General features: G+C 74.7%; 14 protein-coding genes and 1 pseudogene. 6 read left to right on the forward strand and 9 right to left on the reverse strand.

The genetic code is table 11. The annotated features are described in order from the left end of the window. Nucleotides 1-82 precede the first annotated feature (82 nt). Both Ani05nite_RS26210 and Ani05nite_RS26215 read right to left on the reverse strand, forming a co-directional pair. Complete coding sequence (locus tag Ani05nite_RS26210; protein ID WP_203772531.1) at nucleotides 83-715, reverse strand: O-methyltransferase; 633 nt, start codon at nucleotides 713-715, stop codon at nucleotides 83-85. Beyond that, entirely contained in the window at nucleotides 712-1,173 is a 462-nt protein-coding gene (locus Ani05nite_RS26215; RefSeq protein WP_203772533.1) for a VOC family protein, read from the reverse strand. The genes Ani05nite_RS26210 and Ani05nite_RS26215 overlap by 4 nt, the downstream gene beginning before the upstream one ends. A 152-nt stretch (nucleotides 1,174-1,325) precedes the next feature. Between Ani05nite_RS26215 and Ani05nite_RS26220 the strand changes: the two genes are divergently transcribed. The 3 genes and pseudogenes from Ani05nite_RS26220 (at nucleotide 1,326) to Ani05nite_RS42425 (ending at nucleotide 5,193) form a co-directional block, all read left to right on the forward strand. Further along, the gene (locus tag Ani05nite_RS26220) at nucleotides 1,326-2,930 is read left to right on the forward strand and encodes a (2,3-dihydroxybenzoyl)adenylate synthase (RefSeq protein ID WP_203772535.1); all 1,605 of its coding nucleotides are present in this window, start codon (nucleotides 1,326-1,328) and stop codon (nucleotides 2,928-2,930) included. A gap of 14 nt (nucleotides 2,931-2,944) precedes the next feature. Beyond that, nucleotides 2,945-4,234 carry an aminotransferase class V-fold PLP-dependent enzyme gene (locus Ani05nite_RS26225; protein ID WP_203772537.1) on the forward strand — a complete coding sequence of 430 codons (1,290 nt, stop codon included), beginning with the start codon at nucleotides 2,945-2,947 and terminating at the stop codon, nucleotides 4,232-4,234. 242 nt (nucleotides 4,235-4,476) lie between these two features. Then, nucleotides 4,477-5,193, forward strand: a pseudogene (locus Ani05nite_RS42425) (transposase). A gap of 169 nt (nucleotides 5,194-5,362) precedes the next feature. Here the strand turns inward: Ani05nite_RS42425 and Ani05nite_RS26240 are convergent. From Ani05nite_RS26240 to Ani05nite_RS26250, 3 genes are all read right to left on the reverse strand, one after another. Further along, nucleotides 5,363-6,562 carry a molybdopterin molybdotransferase MoeA gene (locus tag Ani05nite_RS26240; protein ID WP_203772670.1) on the reverse strand — a complete coding sequence of 400 codons (1,200 nt, stop codon included), beginning with the start codon at nucleotides 6,560-6,562 and terminating at the stop codon, nucleotides 5,363-5,365. Nucleotides 6,563-6,623: 61 nt separating this feature from the next. Beyond that, nucleotides 6,624-7,283: a 4'-phosphopantetheinyl transferase family protein gene (locus tag Ani05nite_RS26245; protein ID WP_203772541.1), complete on the reverse strand. Its 660-nt coding sequence runs from the start codon at nucleotides 7,281-7,283 to the stop codon at nucleotides 6,624-6,626. Further along, the gene (locus Ani05nite_RS26250; protein ID WP_203772543.1) at nucleotides 7,280-8,113 is read right to left on the reverse strand and encodes a metallophosphoesterase family protein; all 834 of its coding nucleotides are present in this window, start codon (nucleotides 8,111-8,113) and stop codon (nucleotides 7,280-7,282) included. The genes Ani05nite_RS26245 and Ani05nite_RS26250 overlap by 4 nt, the downstream gene beginning before the upstream one ends. 98 nt (nucleotides 8,114-8,211) lie before the next feature. On the opposite strand from Ani05nite_RS26250, the gene Ani05nite_RS26255 reads away from it, so the two are divergent. Then, complete coding sequence (locus Ani05nite_RS26255) at nucleotides 8,212-9,594, forward strand: FAD-dependent oxidoreductase (protein WP_239130636.1); 1,383 nt, start codon at nucleotides 8,212-8,214, stop codon at nucleotides 9,592-9,594. 18 nt (nucleotides 9,595-9,612) lie between these two features. Here the strand turns inward: Ani05nite_RS26255 and Ani05nite_RS26260 are convergent, their stop codons facing one another. Beyond that, on the reverse strand, nucleotides 9,613-10,320 hold the full coding sequence (locus Ani05nite_RS26260) for a hypothetical protein (protein ID WP_203772545.1): 708 nt from the start codon (nucleotides 10,318-10,320) through the stop codon (nucleotides 9,613-9,615). A gap of 252 nt (nucleotides 10,321-10,572) precedes the next feature. On the opposite strand from Ani05nite_RS26260, the gene Ani05nite_RS26265 reads away from it, so the two are divergent. Together Ani05nite_RS26265 and Ani05nite_RS26270 are read left to right on the forward strand one after the other, a co-directional pair. Beyond that, nucleotides 10,573-11,070 (forward strand): DUF6188 family protein, encoded by a 498-nt coding sequence (locus Ani05nite_RS26265; protein WP_203772547.1) that lies wholly within the window; start codon nucleotides 10,573-10,575, stop codon nucleotides 11,068-11,070. Between the two features lie 102 nt (nucleotides 11,071-11,172). Continuing rightward, a complete protein-coding gene (locus Ani05nite_RS26270) occupies nucleotides 11,173-11,799 on the forward strand; it encodes a CG0192-related protein (protein ID WP_203772549.1) in 627 nt (208 codons plus the stop codon). On the opposite strand, the gene Ani05nite_RS26275 is transcribed toward Ani05nite_RS26270, so the two are convergent. The 3 genes from Ani05nite_RS26275 to Ani05nite_RS26285 form a co-directional block, all read right to left on the reverse strand. Beyond that, on the reverse strand, nucleotides 11,787-13,085 hold the full coding sequence (locus tag Ani05nite_RS26275; protein WP_203772551.1) for an SGNH/GDSL hydrolase family protein: 1,299 nt from the start codon (nucleotides 13,083-13,085) through the stop codon (nucleotides 11,787-11,789). The two genes, Ani05nite_RS26270 and Ani05nite_RS26275, sit on opposite strands and share 13 nt — an antisense overlap. Nucleotides 13,086-13,153: 68 nt before the next feature. Beyond that, nucleotides 13,154-13,765 (reverse strand): TetR/AcrR family transcriptional regulator, encoded by a 612-nt coding sequence (locus Ani05nite_RS26280; protein WP_203772553.1) that lies wholly within the window; start codon nucleotides 13,763-13,765, stop codon nucleotides 13,154-13,156. Beyond that, on the reverse strand, nucleotides 13,758-15,704 hold the full coding sequence (locus Ani05nite_RS26285) for an acetyl/propionyl/methylcrotonyl-CoA carboxylase subunit alpha (RefSeq protein WP_203772555.1): 1,947 nt from the start codon (nucleotides 15,702-15,704) through the stop codon (nucleotides 13,758-13,760). Before Ani05nite_RS26285 ends, Ani05nite_RS26280 begins: the two co-directional genes overlap by 8 nt. Nucleotide 15,705 lies beyond the last annotated feature (1 nt).

Below are 15,705 nucleotides of genomic sequence, written 5' to 3' on the forward strand. Positions count from 1 at the left end.
CGAGGCTGTCAGGCCGTGCCGGGCTAGTCGAGCGCCGCAATCTTCCACCCACCGGCCGGCGCCGGGCCCGCGGCCTCGGGGCTCAGCGGGCCGGGGCGCGGCGGATCAGCGTCAGTCCGGCCCGGACGGTCAGCAGCACCTGGACCAGGTCGGCGCGGCCGGCCACGTGGCTGTTGAACGCCTTGATCGACGCGGCGTCCTCGGCGTTGGTGGTGATGGCGAACTGCAGCGCGTTGTCCACGGCGACGACACCGTGCTCGCTGAGCAGGGGCAGCACCGCGTCGAGGTAGCGGATGTAGGACCGCTTGTCCGCGTCGAAGAACATCAGGTCGAACGGGCCGGTGAGGCCGGCGAGCGTGTCCAGGGCGGGCCCCTCGCACAGCTCGATGCGGTCGGCGTACGGCGAGGCGGCGAAGTGCCGGCGGGCCAGCGCGGCGTGGTGCGCGTCGGCCTCCAGCGTCACGATCCGGCAGCCGGCCGGCATCGCCTCGGCCATGCTGAGGGCGGAGTAGCCGGTGAACGTGCCGATCTCCAGGATGCGCCGGGGACGCTGCATCGCGACCAGCATCGCCAGCAGCGCGCCCTCGAGCGCGCCGACCATCATCTCCGGCCGCTCGGTCGCCGACTCGGTGGCGGCGGCCACCTCGGCCAGCAGCGGTGACGGCGGGCTCGTGTGCTCCGCGGCGTACTGCTCGATCTTGGGCCGGACGATCATGTCGGGCCGCCTCGCTTCCCTGTCTGCCGCTCGCTCGCGCCCCAGTCCCGGGCCGGGACGTCGCGCACGTGCTGGCTGAACTCCCACATGTGACCCTCGCGGTCGCGCACCATGTACTGCCGCAGGCCCCACGGCTTGTCCGTGGGCCGGTGCAGCGTCGCGACGCCGGCCCGCTGCACCGCCGCGAAGTGGCCGTCGACGTCGTCGACGAACACGATGACCTTCTTGCACACGTGCCCGTCGTCGGCCACGCTCCGCAGCTCGCCGCCCGCGCCGGTCAGCATGATCACCCCACCGCCGGTGTCCATGTCGGCGTGGCTCACCCGGCCGTCGTCCAGGGTGTGCCGCAGGGTCTCCCGGAAGCCGAACACCCGGGACAGCCAGTCGAGCGCGGCGGCCACGTCCGCGTAGACGAGTTCGGGCACGACGCGCGGGAAACCGTCGCGCGGGTTGTACATCGCGGTCCCCTTGTCCCCGGCCGGAACCCCGTGCCCGGCCGGACGATCGGACGGTATCCCGCGGTCGTACTCCCGGAAAGGCGGGTTCGTGGCGTGCACCGGCGATCGGTGGTCAAATACCTCAGCCGGAGCATGGAAAGCGAGACCACGCGATGTTGGATTTCGACGGATTCCCGGAGGAGTTCGCGCGCCGTTACCGCGAGGCCGGGTACTGGCGCGGGGAGACCCTGGGCGAGCTGCTGCGACGGTGGGCCGCCGCGCCCGAGCCGCGCGTGGCCATCGTGGACGACGAGCAGCGCCGCTGGACGTACGCCGAACTGGACGCCTGGGCCGACCGGCTGGCGGCCGGGTTCCGGGCGCTCGGCATCGACCGCGGCGACCCGGTCGTGGTGCAGCTGCCCAACTCGGCGGCCTTCGCCGCCGTCAGCATCGCGCTGTTCCGGCTGGGCGCGCCGCCGGTGTTCGCGCTGCCGAACCATCGCCGCAACGAGATCGTCTACCTGTGCGAGGCCGCGGAGGCGGTCGCGTACGTGATCCCGGACGTCCACCAGGGTTTCGACTACCGCCCGCTGGCCGCCGAGGTGGCGGGCCGGGTCAAGACCGTGGAGCACGTGCTGGTGGACGGCGATCCGGGCGAGGCCACCGCGCTGCGCGACGTCGAGGCCGAGCCGTGCCCGCTCCCCGGGCCCGACCCGGCGGACGTCGCGTTCTTCCTGCTCTCCGGGGGCACCACCGGGCTGCCCAAGCTGATCCCGCGGACCCACGACGACTACGCGTACCAGCTGCGGGCCACGGCCGAGGGGCTGCGCCACGACGAGAACAGCACCTACCTCGCCGCGCTGCCGATCGCGCACAACGCCGCGCTGGGCTGCCCGGGGCTGCTGGGCACGCTGCTGGTCGGCGGCAAGGTGGTGCTGCCGCCGAGCCCCAGCCCGGACGACTGCTTCGACCTCATCGAGGAGGAGGCGGTCACCCTCGTCACGCTGATGCCGCCGCTGGTGCTGATGTGGCTGGAGTCGGCCGGCTTCTACGACGTCGACTTCTCCCGGCTGCTCATCCAGGTGGGCAGCGCCCGGTTCGCCCCGGAGGTCGCCCGGCGCATCTACTCCGAGCTGGGCGCCACGCTGACGCACTGGTTCGGGATGGCCGAGGGGCTGCTCACCTTCACCCGCCTCGACGACCCGCTCGACGTGATCATCCACACCCAGGGCCGTCCCCTGTGTCCGGACGACGAGCTGCGGGTGGTCGACGACCGGGACCGCGACGTGCCGGCGGGCGCGATCGGCGAGCTGCTCACCCGGGGGCCGTACACGCTGCGGGGCTACTACCGGGTGCCCGAGCACAACGCCAAGGCGTTCACCGCTGACGGCTTCCTGCGCACCGGCGACCTGGTCCGGTTCACACCCGAGGGCAACATGGTCGTCGAGGGACGGATCAAGGACGTCATCAACCGCGGCGGCGAGAAGGTGTCGGCCGGCGAGGTGGAGGACCTGCTGATCACCCATCCCGCGGTCCGCGAGGTGGCGGTCGTGGCCATGCCGGACAAGCTGCTGGGCGAGCGGACCTGCGCCTGGGTCGTGCCGCGGGGCGAGGCGCCGGGGCTGGAGGCGCTGCGGTCGTTCCTGCGCTCGCAGGGCCTCGCCGACTACAAGCTGCCCGACCGGCTGGAGCTGACCGACGGCTTCCCGCACACCAAGGTCGGCAAGGTCGACAAGGCGGAACTCCGCGAGCAGGTGGCGGCCCGGGTGACGGGCTGAGACGGGAGCACGGCATGACCCAGGACGACTCCGCAGCGCGGCGGTTCGACGTGGCGGCGATCCGCGCGGACTTCCCGATCCTGAGCCGCCGCGTACGCGGGGACCGGCCCTTGATCTATCTCGACTCGGCCGCGACGTCGCAGAAGCCCCTGCGGGTGCTCGACGCCGAGCGCGAGTTCTACCTGGAGCACAACGCCGCGGCCCACCGGGGCACGCACCTGCTCGCCGAGGAAGCCACCGACGCCTACGAGGGCGCCCGCGAGCGGGTCGCGGCCTTCCTCGGCGCGACCCCCGCCGAGATCGTCTTCACCCGGAACGCGACCGAGGCGATCAACCTGCTGACCTACGCCATCAGCAACGCCACCCTCGCCGGCTCGGCCGCCGGCCGGCTGCGGCTCGGCCCGGGCGACGAGGTGCTGGTCACGGAGCTGGAGCATCACGCGAACCTGGTCCCGTGGCAGCAGCTCTGCGAGCGTACGGGCGCCACGCTGCGCTGGGCGCCGGTCACAGCGGAGGGACGGCTCGACGCCGACCGCCTGGCCCACCTCATCTCCCCGCGCACCAGGTTCCTCGCCCTGACCCACCAGTCCAATGTGACCGGCGCCGTCTCGCCGCTGGCGGAGATCGTCAAGGTCGCGCACGACGCGGAGGTGCTGGTGGCCGTCGACGCGGCGCAGTCGGTGCCGCACTTCCCGGTGGACGTCACGCAGCTGGGTGTCGACTTCCTCTGCTTCTCCGGGCACAAGATGCTCGCCCCGTACGGGATCGGGGTGCTCTTCGGCCGCGCCGAGCTGCTGGCCCTGATGCCGCCGTTCCTCACCGGGGGTTCGATGATCGAGGTGGTCACCATGGAGCGGTCGTCGTTCCTGCCGCCGCCGCAGCGCTTCGAGCCCGGCGTCCCGCCGGCGGCGCAGGCGGCCGGCCTGGCGGCGGCGTGCGACTACCTCGCCGAGCTCGGCATGGCCCGCATCGCGGCCCACGAGGAGGAGCTGACGGCACACGCCCTGGACACCGTCGGCGCGTTGCCGGGGGTGCGGATCCTCGGGCCGGGCACGGCCAAGGACCGGGGCAGCTCGGTCTCGTTCGTCGTCGAAGGGGTCCACCCGCACGACGTGGGCCAGTACCTCGACGACCTCGGCATCGCGGTGCGCACCGGACATCACTGCGCCTGGCCGCTGCACCGTGCGCTGGGGGCGCAGTCCAGCACGCGCGCGTCGTTCTACCTCTACAACACCCACGAGGAGGTCGAGGCGCTCGGCCGGGGGATCCGCGAGGCGCAGCGGTACTTCGGCGCGGGCACGTAGGAAGCTTTGCGGGAAGTGGATTCGGCCGGTGGGGCCGGATCGGGGTGCGCTTCGCCGTGGTCGCAGGCAGGGCCGATAGCCGGTCGGGGCCCGGATGGGCCGAGCGGATGGCCGGCCCGGCCGGGCGGACCCGGTGGAACAAGAACGTCGCGCTTGGCGGAGTTCGCCGGCGTCGGCAACCAACACGGTGGGACGCAGGCCCTCGACGAGCAGTTCGTCGACCATCGCAAGGGTCGGGCAGGGTGGCGCGGTGTCATCGCGCCGTGGGTTACCCGTCCGACCTGAGCGACGCCCAGTGGGACCTGGTCAAGGACCTGCTTCGGAGCCGAGTGCGGACGGCCGGCCTGAGAAGCACCCGCGGCGCGAGATCGTCAACGCGATCCTCTACCGCTCGGGCTGTCCCGGGCGGTACCTGCCGGCGGATCTGTCGCCACGGCAGACCGTGTACTGGTATCTCGCCCGCTGGGAAGACGCTGGCGTCACCGAGAATCTGCTCGCCGGGCTGCGGACCAAGCCCGAGCCGTCGGCCGGAGTGCTCGAATCCCAGAGTGTCAAACGTGCCGACACCGTCGGACACGACTCGCGGGGCTACGACGCGGGTAAGAAGATCAACGGCAGGAAGCGGTTCATCGTCACCGACACCGCCGGGCTGCTGATCACCGTCGCCGTCCTGGCCGCCTCGTGGCAGGACCGCGACGGCGGTAGGCCAGCCCCGCTCAGCGTCGCTCGAAACCACCGTCGAGCTCGTGCGTTAGCCCGCCGACCAGCGAGGATTCGCTGTGCAGCCGCGCCGCTGGGTCGTGGACAGGACCCTGGCGTGGCTGACCGCCAACCGCCGGTTGGCCCGCGACTACGAACGCCAGCCGCAGGTCGCCGAGGCCCTCATCCGCTGGGCCGCGACCGCCGGCATGACCCGCCGACAACCCGCCCGACGTCAACGCCGCCGCACCTTCACCTGACCAATCTCAAGGGCGGTTCGTGACGAAGCGGTGGAGCGCCTGATCATGCCGGCATCAACCCCCGTCTGTCACCCTCAGCCACTCGAAGGTACGAAGCACCAGGTGGAAATGCCGGTCGTTCGTTGATGACCCGACCGGAAACGTCCGCCCCACCCGACGCTCCCCGGCGTCACGGCCGCCCGCCCGGCACCAGCGGCAGGGGCGCCCAGGGCAGGACGTCGCCGGCCGCGCCGTCCGTGCCGGGCGCGATGACCGCGAAGCCGTCGGCGCGGGCCAGCCCTCGCAGCATCGCCGAGCCGGCGTGCCGTACCGGGGTGGCGGCGCCGTGCTCGACCCGGACCGGCAGTAGGTGGGTGGCGCCGCCCCGGCCGCGCGCCGGCTCGGTCAGCCGTACCGTCGGCAGCGGTCGCTCCGCGCGGCCGGCCAGGCCGTCCAGCAGCGGCGCCACCAGCGAGACCAGCGTCACGATGGCCGACTGCGGGTTGCCGGGCATGCCGACGACGAACCGTGGCGGCCCGCCCGGGACGGGGATCTCGGCCAGCAGCATGGACCAGCCGGGCCGGACGGCCACCCGGTCGACGAGGTGGCGCCCGCCCAGCGCGGCCAGCGCCGCCCGCAGATGGTCGACCGGACCGTGCATCGTGCCGCCGACCGTGCACACCACCTCCGCGTGCTTCAGCGCCGCCTCGACCGCCGCGGTCTGCGCCGGCAGGGTGTCCTCGACCGGGCCGGGCCCGGCCAGGCCGGCCGGGGTGGCGGCGCCCAGCCGGCGCAACCAGGCCGGCAGCTGGGGGCCGAGACCGTCGCGGATCCGGCCCCGGCCGGGCGGGCCCGCGGTGAGCAGCTCGTCGCCGAACACCACCACGGCGGCGCTCGCGGCCGGCGTCACCGGCAGCGTGTCGTGCCCGCTGATCGCCGCCAGGCCGATCACCGCCGGCGTGACGGGCACGCCCGCGGGCAGCAGCTCGTCCCCGCCGGCCGCCTCGTCACCGGGCTCGCGCCACTGCCGGGCCGGGGGCGCGACGCCGCTCACCAGCCCGCCGGGACGCTGGTCGGCGTCCTCCACGCGGATGATGTGCTCGGTCGCGGCGGGAACCATCGCGCCCGTGGCGATCTGCACGGCTGTGCCGGGGCGCAGCGGCTCCGGGACGGAGCCGGCCAGCACCCGCCCCACCACCGGCCACGGCCCGGGACCACGGACGGCGTAACCGTCCACCGTGGACACCGGAAAGGCCGGCATGTCGGTGCGGGCGGTCAGCGGGGAGGCCAGCGTGAGCCCGTCGGCCTCGGCGAGCGGCGCCGCGACCGGCTCCGGCCGGGCGGCCCGACCCGCGGCGTACGCGACGGCCCGCGCCTCGGTCCACGCCATCGGCGGCTCGGTGGTCACCGGGCGACCGTACCGCCGGGGGAACGTGGCCGCAGCCACGCGGTCAACCGGGGACGGTGACGGCGGTCAGGATCAGGCCGCGCTCGACCAGGAACCGCCCGGTCACCTCGGTCAGGGGCGGGCCGCCGTCATCGCGGCGGCCGTCCACGAGCACGTACGCGGTGAAGGTCGCGGTGGCGGGGTCGATGCTCAGCCGCGCGTCCTCGAAGCCGAGCCAGCGCCCGGTGAGCGGATACCAGGCCTTGTAGACGGACTCCTTCGCGCTGAACAGCAGCCTGTCCCAGTGCGTCGACGCGTCCCGGCGGGCCAGCTCGTCGAGCAGCTCGGCATCCCCGGGCGCGGTCACCATCGCCCGGACGCCGTCGGGCAGCGGCTCGTGCGGCTCCGCGTCGATGCCGAGCCCGGCCAGATCGGTGGCGCGGGCGACGGCCGCGGCCCGGTAGCCGGCGCAGTGCGTGATGCTGCCGATCACGCCGGCCGGCCAGCAGGGCTCGCGCCGGGGACCACGCCGGATCGGCGCGGGCGGGTGGCCCAGGCGGCCCAGCGCCTCGCGCGCGCACCGCCGCCCGGTGACGAACTCGCGCCGCCGGCCCTCGACGGCGTCGCCGATCAGGTCCTGCTCGCCGGGGAAGACCGGCTCGCCGGGCCGGTCGGCGAACGCCTCGACCGGCACCACCGCCGGCGGCAGCAGCCGGTCGATCACCGGGCCTCCTCGAACACCCGGCGCATCGGCTGCGGCTCCGGGCCGCGCCGGCCCCACTCGCGGGGGTAGCCGAGCGACACCTCCTCGAACCGGACGCCGTCGTAGTGGGTCGTCCGCGGGATGTGCAGATGCCCGTAGACGGCGACGGCGGCACGGAACCGCAGGTGCCAGTCGGCGGTGCGCTCGGTGCCGCACCACTGCGCGAACTCCGGATGCCACATGATCTCGGTCGGTTGGCGGACCAGCGGCCAGTGCGAGACCAGGACGGTCGGCAGCGCGGGATCCGTGGCCGCCAGCCGCCGCTCGGTCTCGGCGATGCGGGCCCAGCACCACGACTCCCGGTCGGGGAACGGGTCCGGGTGCAGCATCATCTCGTCGGTGCAGACCACCCCGGCGTCGTACGCCTTGGCCAGCGACTCCTGCTTGGTGCTGGTGCCGGGCGCGCGGAACGAGTAGTCGTAGAGCACGAACAGCGGGGCGACGGTGACCGGTCCGCCGGCGCCGCGCCACACCGGATACTCGTCCTGCGGGGTGAGCACGCCGTTGTCGCGGCACATCCGCACCAGGGCGTCGTACCGTTGCCGCCCGCGCAGCTGCACCGGATCCGCGGGGTAGGTCCACAGCTCGTGGTTGCCCGGCGCCCAGACCACCGTCGAGAAGCGGCCGCGCAGCAGCGCGAGCGTCCGTTCCACGTCGGCGAAGATCTCGCCGACGTCGCCGGCCACCAGGAGCCAGTCCGCGTCGGAATCGGGACGCAGGCGGTCGACGACGCGGCGGTTCTCCGCGTACGACACGTGCAGGTCGCTGACCGCTAACAGGGAGCCCGTCACCGCACCGATCCTGCCAGGTTCCGCCGGCCCGCACCGGCCCGCCGGCGGCTGACGGATCTCGGACAGGCGGCCGGCCCCGGCGGTGCCACGATCGAGGGGTGCAGCAGCAAGCCGCCGCCGTCCCGGGCGCGACGGGTCACGCCGTGGTCATCGGCGCCGGCATGGCCGGGCTCGCCGCCGCCCGGGTGCTGGCCGACCGGTTCGAGCGGGTCACGGTGGTCGACCGCGACCGCCTGCCCCCCGGCCCGGACAGCCGCCGCGGCGTGCCGCAGAGCGCCCACCCGCACGCCCTGCTCGCGGTGGGGCGCGAGGCGCTGGAGCAGCTCTTCCCCGGCCTGACCGGCGAGCTGGTCGAGCGGGGCGCGCGCTGGGTCGACGTGGCCCGCGACGCGGTCGTCTGGCAGCTCGACGGCTACCGGACCCGGGCCGAGAGCGGCGTCCGCATGCTGGCGATGAGCCGGCCGCTGCTGGAGAGCTGCGTGCGCCGGCGGCTGCGGGCCGTGCCGCGGGTGGCCGTGCTGGAGGAGACCGCGGTGGCCGGGCTGACCGGCCGGCCCGGCGAGCGGGTGACCGGGGTGGCGCTGGCCGACGGCCGTACGCTCGCCGCCGACCTGGTGGCCGACGCCAGCGGGCGGGGCAGCCGCTCCGACCGCTGGCTGCGGGACCTCGGCTTCCCGCCGCCGCCCGAGTCGGTGATCACCGTACGGGTGCACTACACGACCCGGCTCGTACGCGGCCGCCCCGCCGGCCTGAGCGGGCCGGGCCTGGTCGTGGTGGCCGAGAGCCCACCGCAGCACCGCCGCTACGGCGCCGCCTTCTCGGTCGAGGGCGGCCGGTGGCTGGTGACGCTCGGCGGCTTCCACGGCGCGCAGGCGCCCACCGACCCGGCCGGCTTCCAGCGCTTCGCCGAGAGCCTGCCGCAGCCGGTGATCGCGGAGCTGCTGCGCGACGCCGAGCCGCTGTCCGACCCGGTCGCCTACACCTATCCGGCCAGCCGGCGCCGGCACTTCGAACGGCTGCGCCGGATCCCGGCCGGCTACGTCGCCCTGGGCGACGCGCTGTGCAGCTTCAACCCGGTGTACGGGCACGGGATCACGGTCGCCGCCCAGGAGGCGGTCGCGCTGGCGGGGTGCCTCGACCGGCACCGCGGCGCCGGGGTGGCGATGGCGCGCGACTTCTACCGCCGTACCGGCAGGCTGATCACCGTGGCCTGGCGGATGGCGGCCTCGACCGACTTCGCGTATCCGGGCACGGCCGGCCCGCGGCCGCGGGCCCTGGCGCTGACCCACTGGTACCAGCGGAAGATCTTCCGGGCCGCCCAGGTCTCGCCCGAGGTGGTCCGGACCCTGGTCCGGGTCCAGCACCTGCTCGCGCCCGGGTCCGCCCTGCTGCGGCCGGCGATGGTGGTGAAGGTGCTGCGGGGCGCCCGCCGGGCGCGGCGTACGGCGCCGGCGCACCCGGCGATCCCCGCGCCGCGCTGAGACGCGCCCCGGCCGGCGTCATCGCCGGAGCAGGGCCACGCGAACGTGCAGCAGGTCGTCCGACGGATCCGGTACGCCGGTCACGGCGATCAGTGCCCAGCGTCCCGCACTGGTCCTGACACACGCCTTCGCGTCCACCGCATCGAGGGTGGCGTCGATCGAGCCCCGGCCGATGTCGCCGCCCAGCCGCCGGCAATCCGCCGGCGTGGCGTCCGCCCTCATCCTCTGGAAGACCCCCGGTTTCATATCCCTTTTGGGCGGCTGCGGAACGTATAGCTGCCATTTCCGCAGTTCGCTTTCCGAGCCGCTGCGATAAAGGTCCCGGTCGGGGTCGCCCGGATCGGCCTCGGCGAAGCCGTCATTGGTGGGGACCCGGTGGTTGTCCGTGTCGATCTCGTAGGCGTATCCGCCCCGCATGGGGAGATCGAAGGCATAGTCGACGAGGGGGTCACGCATCAGGGCGGACAGTTCGGCCGATGCGTCGTCGTCCCGGGGCGCTGTCGACGGAACGCTCGGGGCTGCTCCGCGCGCCGGCGGGGCCGCCCCGACCGCGCGTTCCCGTTCGTCGCCGCGCCAGGACAGGAAGGCGATGACCACGCCGATCAGGGCCAGCACGAGGCCGGCCAGGCCGACCAGGCCGGCCAGGCCCGGATCGGCGAAGCGGCCGAAACGGCCGGCCCCGCCCGCCCGGCTGTGTCGCGATGTCGGTGCCGTGCCGATGGCCATCACCTCCGGAGAAACGTCGCCGGCGGATGCGGCGCAGTTCCGGCCGGCCGGGGAGGTAAAAGCTAGCAATGCCTTTCCGCGGGCCGGAAACAATGGATCTCCCGGTTCGTGTCCGCATGACGACAGCGGGGGCCGTGAACGGCGCGCGTCCCCCGAACGGTCGATGGGCGTCGATGCGCTGGGTGAGCGGCGCACAGCGCGGCGTCACCGAGCGGCCGGCGCGGATATTTCCGGCGCCTTTAAGGATCTCTTATGAAAACGCGGGCTACGGTCCTGCCGTCAGTGTTCGACGAGCCGATCGAGGTCCTCATGTTGCCAGTCATGGTCGCCGACCTGGACGCCGGACGGCGCCCCCGGCAAGCGCGTTCGATCGACCTGCTGGTCGGCCGGAAGCTGGAGTACGTGCGGCTCGGCCACGCCGTCGTGCTGAACTTCACCGGCGGTCGCCAGGTGCTGGTCGAGACGTCCGTCCGGCTCACCGGGCCGCACGGGCCGGCCGACGTCGAGCCGGGCGAGAACTGCTCCGACGTGCTGGCGACGCTGCTCGGCGACGTCGTGCGCTCGGCCTGCGTGAGCGCGGACGGCGAGCTGCGGATCACCTTCGGCAGCGGGGCGGAGCTGTGGGTCGGTGCGGATCCCGACGTCGAGTCCTGGGCGGTGGCCGGACCGGACGGTTTCCTGATCGTGTGCCTGGCCCGCGGCGAGCTCGCCGTCTGGGGCGACGCGGGGCCGGCCCGCCGCACCCTCTGACGCGGTGACAGCGCGGTCGCGGGTCGATGACGGGTGGCCTGGTTCGACCACCCCGGGGTAGCCGGCCCGCCGGGCCGGGGGCCGATCCTCTAGATTCGGCCCATGGCCCTGCTGCACCGCGCGGACGTGACCCCGACCAAACTCGAGCTCCTGGCGGGCTGGCTGCCCGGCCGCCCCTGGTTCCAGGGCACGCCCTCGGCCGAGCTGGTGCGGGTCTCGGCGTACCGCTTCGACGACCCGGCCGGGGCGGTCGGCCTGGAGACCATGCTGGTGCGCGCCGGCGACGGCCCGGTGCTGCAGGTCCCGCTGAGCTACCGGCCCGCGCCCCTGGACGGCGCCGAGCAGTGGCTGATCGCCACCACCGAGCACTCGGTGCTGGGCCGCCGCTGGCTCTACGACGCCTGCGGCGACCCGGTCTACGCGGCGGAGCTGTCCCGGGTGATCCACGCCGGCGGCACCCAGGCGGAGGAGTACTTCGAGGTCGACGGCCGGCGGGAGACCCGCCGGCCGGCCATGACGGTTTGCGGCAGCGGCACCGGGGACGCCCCGGTGCCGGCCGCCGGCGTGGTGCGCCGGGTCGTCGACGAGGACCCGACCGTGATCGTGACGGACGACGTGGAGCTGGCCGTCCTGCGCCGGCTCGGCACCAGCCAGCGGGTCACCGGGCCGGTCCTGACCGGCGCGTGGGGCGACGAGCCGCTGCCGGTGCCGCTGGCCTACGCGGTCTGAGCCGTCAGGCGCAACGGGACGGCGTCGGCCATGGCCCGCATGCCGGCGTCGTTGGGGTGCAGGTGGTCGCCGCTGTCGTACTGCGGCCGGATGCGCAGCGGCTGCGCCGGGTCCCGGACGGCACGGTCGAAGTCGATGACGCCGTCGTACTCGCCGCTCGTGCGGATCCACCGGTTGACCGCGGCGCGCTTGGCCTCGTTGGCCGCGGTGTAGTAGCCCGGGATGGTGGTGTCCTGGAACGGGGTCAGGGTGGCGCCGATGATCCGCAGGCCGCGCTCGTGCGCCCGGGCGATCAGCTGCCGGTAGCCGGCGATCAGCTCGTCGACGGTGACCGCCTCCGACGCCGGCGCGATCGAGCCGGGCTGGCCGATGTCGTTGATGCCGAGCAGCACGATCACGGCCCGGGCGCCCGGCTGGGCCAGCACGTCGCGGTCGAAGCGGCTCAGCGCGCTGTCGCCGAAGAGCGGCCCGATGCCGCCGAACGGAGGATCGGGCAGCGTGTTGCCGTCGTACAGCAGGCGGTTGCCGCCGATGCCCTTGTTGAGCACGCCGAGGGTGTCCGGCGCGGCCTGCTGCAGCCGGCGGGCCAGGAAGTCGGGCCAGCGGTGGTTGGCGTCGACCGTGGTGATCGCGCCGTCGGTGATCGAGTCGCCGAACGTCACGACCGCGGCGGCCCGGGGCGGGGCGGCCACGCTGACGCCGGACAGGAAGTACCAGGATGTCGTCGTGGCGGCGCCGGTCAGGTCGGGGGAGCGGGTGACGTTGCCGGCCGCGACGTAGTTCGTCTGGAACGCCGAGCCGTGCACGGTGGCCGCCACGGTGCGCCGCGGCAGGTGGATGCTCACCACGAGCTCGGACAGCGCCGGCACGGACAGCGCCACGGGATCGCTGAGCGCGGGCGCGCCGGGCGGGATGCTGACCGACGAGCGCCCGCCGAAGGTGAGCCGGCGGTCGGTGCCCGCCACGATCCGCGCGCCGCCGGCGTGCCGGGCGACGCGCGCCTCGCCGATCACCAGCGGCTGGGCGCCATACTCGTTGGACAGCCGCACGCGCAGCGAGCGGCCCCCGATGCTGGTGTGCACGATCTGGCGCAGGGTCTGGTTGTCGAACACGGTCTCGGGGTTGGGCGCGGTGGCCGGACCGGTCACGCCGGTGCTCCACGTGCCGGCCCAGGCGGCCGGCCGCCCCGCGGCGACGGCCGAGCCGGTGAGGGTGAGGCTCGCGACGCCGAACGTCGCGACCACGGCGGTGACCAGGCGCCGGAGCCTGGTGGTGGATGCTGTCATCGTCGGCACCTTCCTGTCCGGACCAGCCCAGCCCAGCCCCGGACCCGGTGTCAAGACATCGACGATGATCAGTCCGGGACGCTCGCGGCGAGGGCGGCCGCCAGCTGATCCGACCAGGCCCGGACGACCCGGGCCCGGCGGCGGGAGTCGTCGGTCAGGACGTCGGCCAGGGCCAGGCCGCGGGCCAGGTCGAGGGTGGCCTGGATGAGGCCGCGCACGGCCGGGTCGGTGTCGTCCACCCGCAGCAGCCGGACCGCGCGGCGGTGCACGCCGCGGGCGAAGTGCCGTTCCAGCGGCACCACCGCGGACCGCAGCTCGGGGTCGGCGGCCGCCACCGTCCACACCTGCAGCGCGGCCCGGAACAGCTCGCCGCCGATGGCGTCGACCAGGCCGGTCACCACGGCGTGGACCCGGTCGGGGTCGGCGCCCCCGGGATCGGGCAGCGCGTCGAGCAACGCCGCCCGCTCCTCGAACATGTGCTCCAGCGCGGCCAGGATGAGCGCCTCGCGGGTCCGGAAGTGGTGCTGCACGGCCCCGCGGCTGATGCCGGCCTCGGCGGCGATGAACGCCACCGTGGAGACCTCCCATCCGTGCCGGGCCAGACACCGGATGGTCGTCTCGAGCAGCCGCCGCCGCGTCGCCCGCGAGCGGTCCTGCTTGGGCGCCGAGTCGTCAGTCATCCGCCGACGCCACCACCGCCAGCGGCGTGCCCTGGCTGACCTGCCGGCCGACCGGGACCGGCAGCGCCGTCACCGTGCCGGCGGCCGGCGCGCGCACCACGTGCTCCATCTTCATCGCCTCCAGCCAGATCAACGCCTGACCGGCCACGACGGCCTCGCCGACCCGGACGTCCGTGCGCACCACGGTGCCCGGGATGGGCGCCACCAGCGCGCCGGCCACCGGGCGGGCCGACGGATCGGTGAAGCGGGGGACGCGGCGCAGCTCGACGGAGCCACCGGGGCCGTCGACCACCACGCGGTCGGCGAACCGGCCCACCGTCCAGCGGCGGCGGACCCCGTCGAGGTCGAGCACCACGGCGTCGGCGGTGGCCGCCACCAGGGCGACGTCGGCGAGGCCGGCCACCTCCAGGCCGTCGCGGCCGAGGCGGTACCGCACCTCGATCTCGGTGTCGCCGGCGGCGTAGCGGCGGCTGCGGTAGCCGACCGGGATGTTGCGGAAGCCGCGGGCCGGGCCGGGGACCAACGCGGCGTCGGACAGCGCCGCGACCAGGGCGCCGACCGCCGGCTCCAGCCCGGCGCCGGCGGTCAGCGCGGCCGGCGGGTGGGCGGCGTAGAAGCCGGTGTCGGCCGTGCCGTCCAGGAACCGCGGGTGCAGCAGGCTCGCGACCAGCAGGTCCCGGTTGGTGGTCACCCCGTGCACGCGGGTGCGGCGCAGGGCGGCGGCGAGCTGCCGGGCCGCGGCCTCCCGGGTCGGCGCGTACGCGATGACCTTGGCGAGCATGCCGTCGTAGTGGGCGCCGACCACGCTGCCGGCCTCGACGCCGGAGTCCAGGCGCAGCCCGTCCGGCCCGGGACGGGTGAACCGGGCGCTCACCTCCGGCACGTCGAAGGTGACGACGGTGCCGGTCTGCGGGCGCCAGTCCTCGGCGGGGCTCTCGGCGTACAGGCGGGCCTCGACGGCGTACCCGGTCATCGCCGGCTCCGGACCGCTCAGCGGGCGCCCCGCCGCGACGTCGAGCTGGAGGCCGACCAGGTCGGTGCCGGTCACGCACTCGGTCACCGGGTGCTCGACCTGCAGCCGGGTGTTCATCTCGAGGAACCAGAAGTCGCCGTTCGCGGCGGCCAGGAACTCCACCGTCCCGGCCCCCCGGTAGCCGACCGCGGCCGCGGCGTCGCGGCCCGCCGCGTGCAGGCGTTCGCGCAGGTCGCCGCCGATCCGGTCGACGAGCGGGGCGGGCGCCTCCTCGATCACCTTCTGGTGGCGGCGCTGCAGGGAGCACTCGCGTTCGCCCAGCGCCCACACCGTGCCGTGGGCGTCGGCCAGGACCTGCACCTCGACGTGGTGGCCGGAGTCGAGGTACCGCTCGCAGAAGACGGTCGGATCGCCGAACGCGGCGGCCGCCTCGCGCGCGGCGGACTCCACCGCCGCGGGCAGCTCGGCCAGCGTCCGGACGATCCGCATGCCGCGCCCGCCGCCGCCGGCCGACGCCTTGATCAGCACGGGCAGCTCGGCCTCGGTGACGGCGGCCGGGTCCAGCAGGTCGAGCACGGGCAGGCCGGCGGCGGCCATCCGGCGCTTGGACTCGATCTTGGAGCCCATCGCCTCGATCGCCTCCGGGCCGGGCCCGATCCAGGTCAGGCCGGCCTGCCCGACCGCGCGGGCGAAGCCGGCGTTCTCGGCGAGGAAGCCGTAGCCCGGGTGGATCGCGTCGGCGCCGGCCCGCCGGGCGGCCGCGATGATCAGGTCGCCGCGCAGGTAGGTCTCGCTCGCCGCGGCGCCGGGCAGGCGCACCGCGCTGTCCGCCTCCCGCACGTGCGGGCTGTCCGCGTCCGGGTCGGAGAAGACGGCCACGGTGGCGAGGCCGCGGCGGCGGCAGGTGGCGAAGATCCGCCGGGCGATCTCGCCGCGGTTGGCGACCAGCACGCTGCTGAGGGTCATG

This window comes from Actinoplanes nipponensis, from assembly GCF_016862275.1.
Lineage (GTDB): Bacteria > Actinomycetota > Actinomycetes > Mycobacteriales > Micromonosporaceae > Actinoplanes > Actinoplanes nipponensis.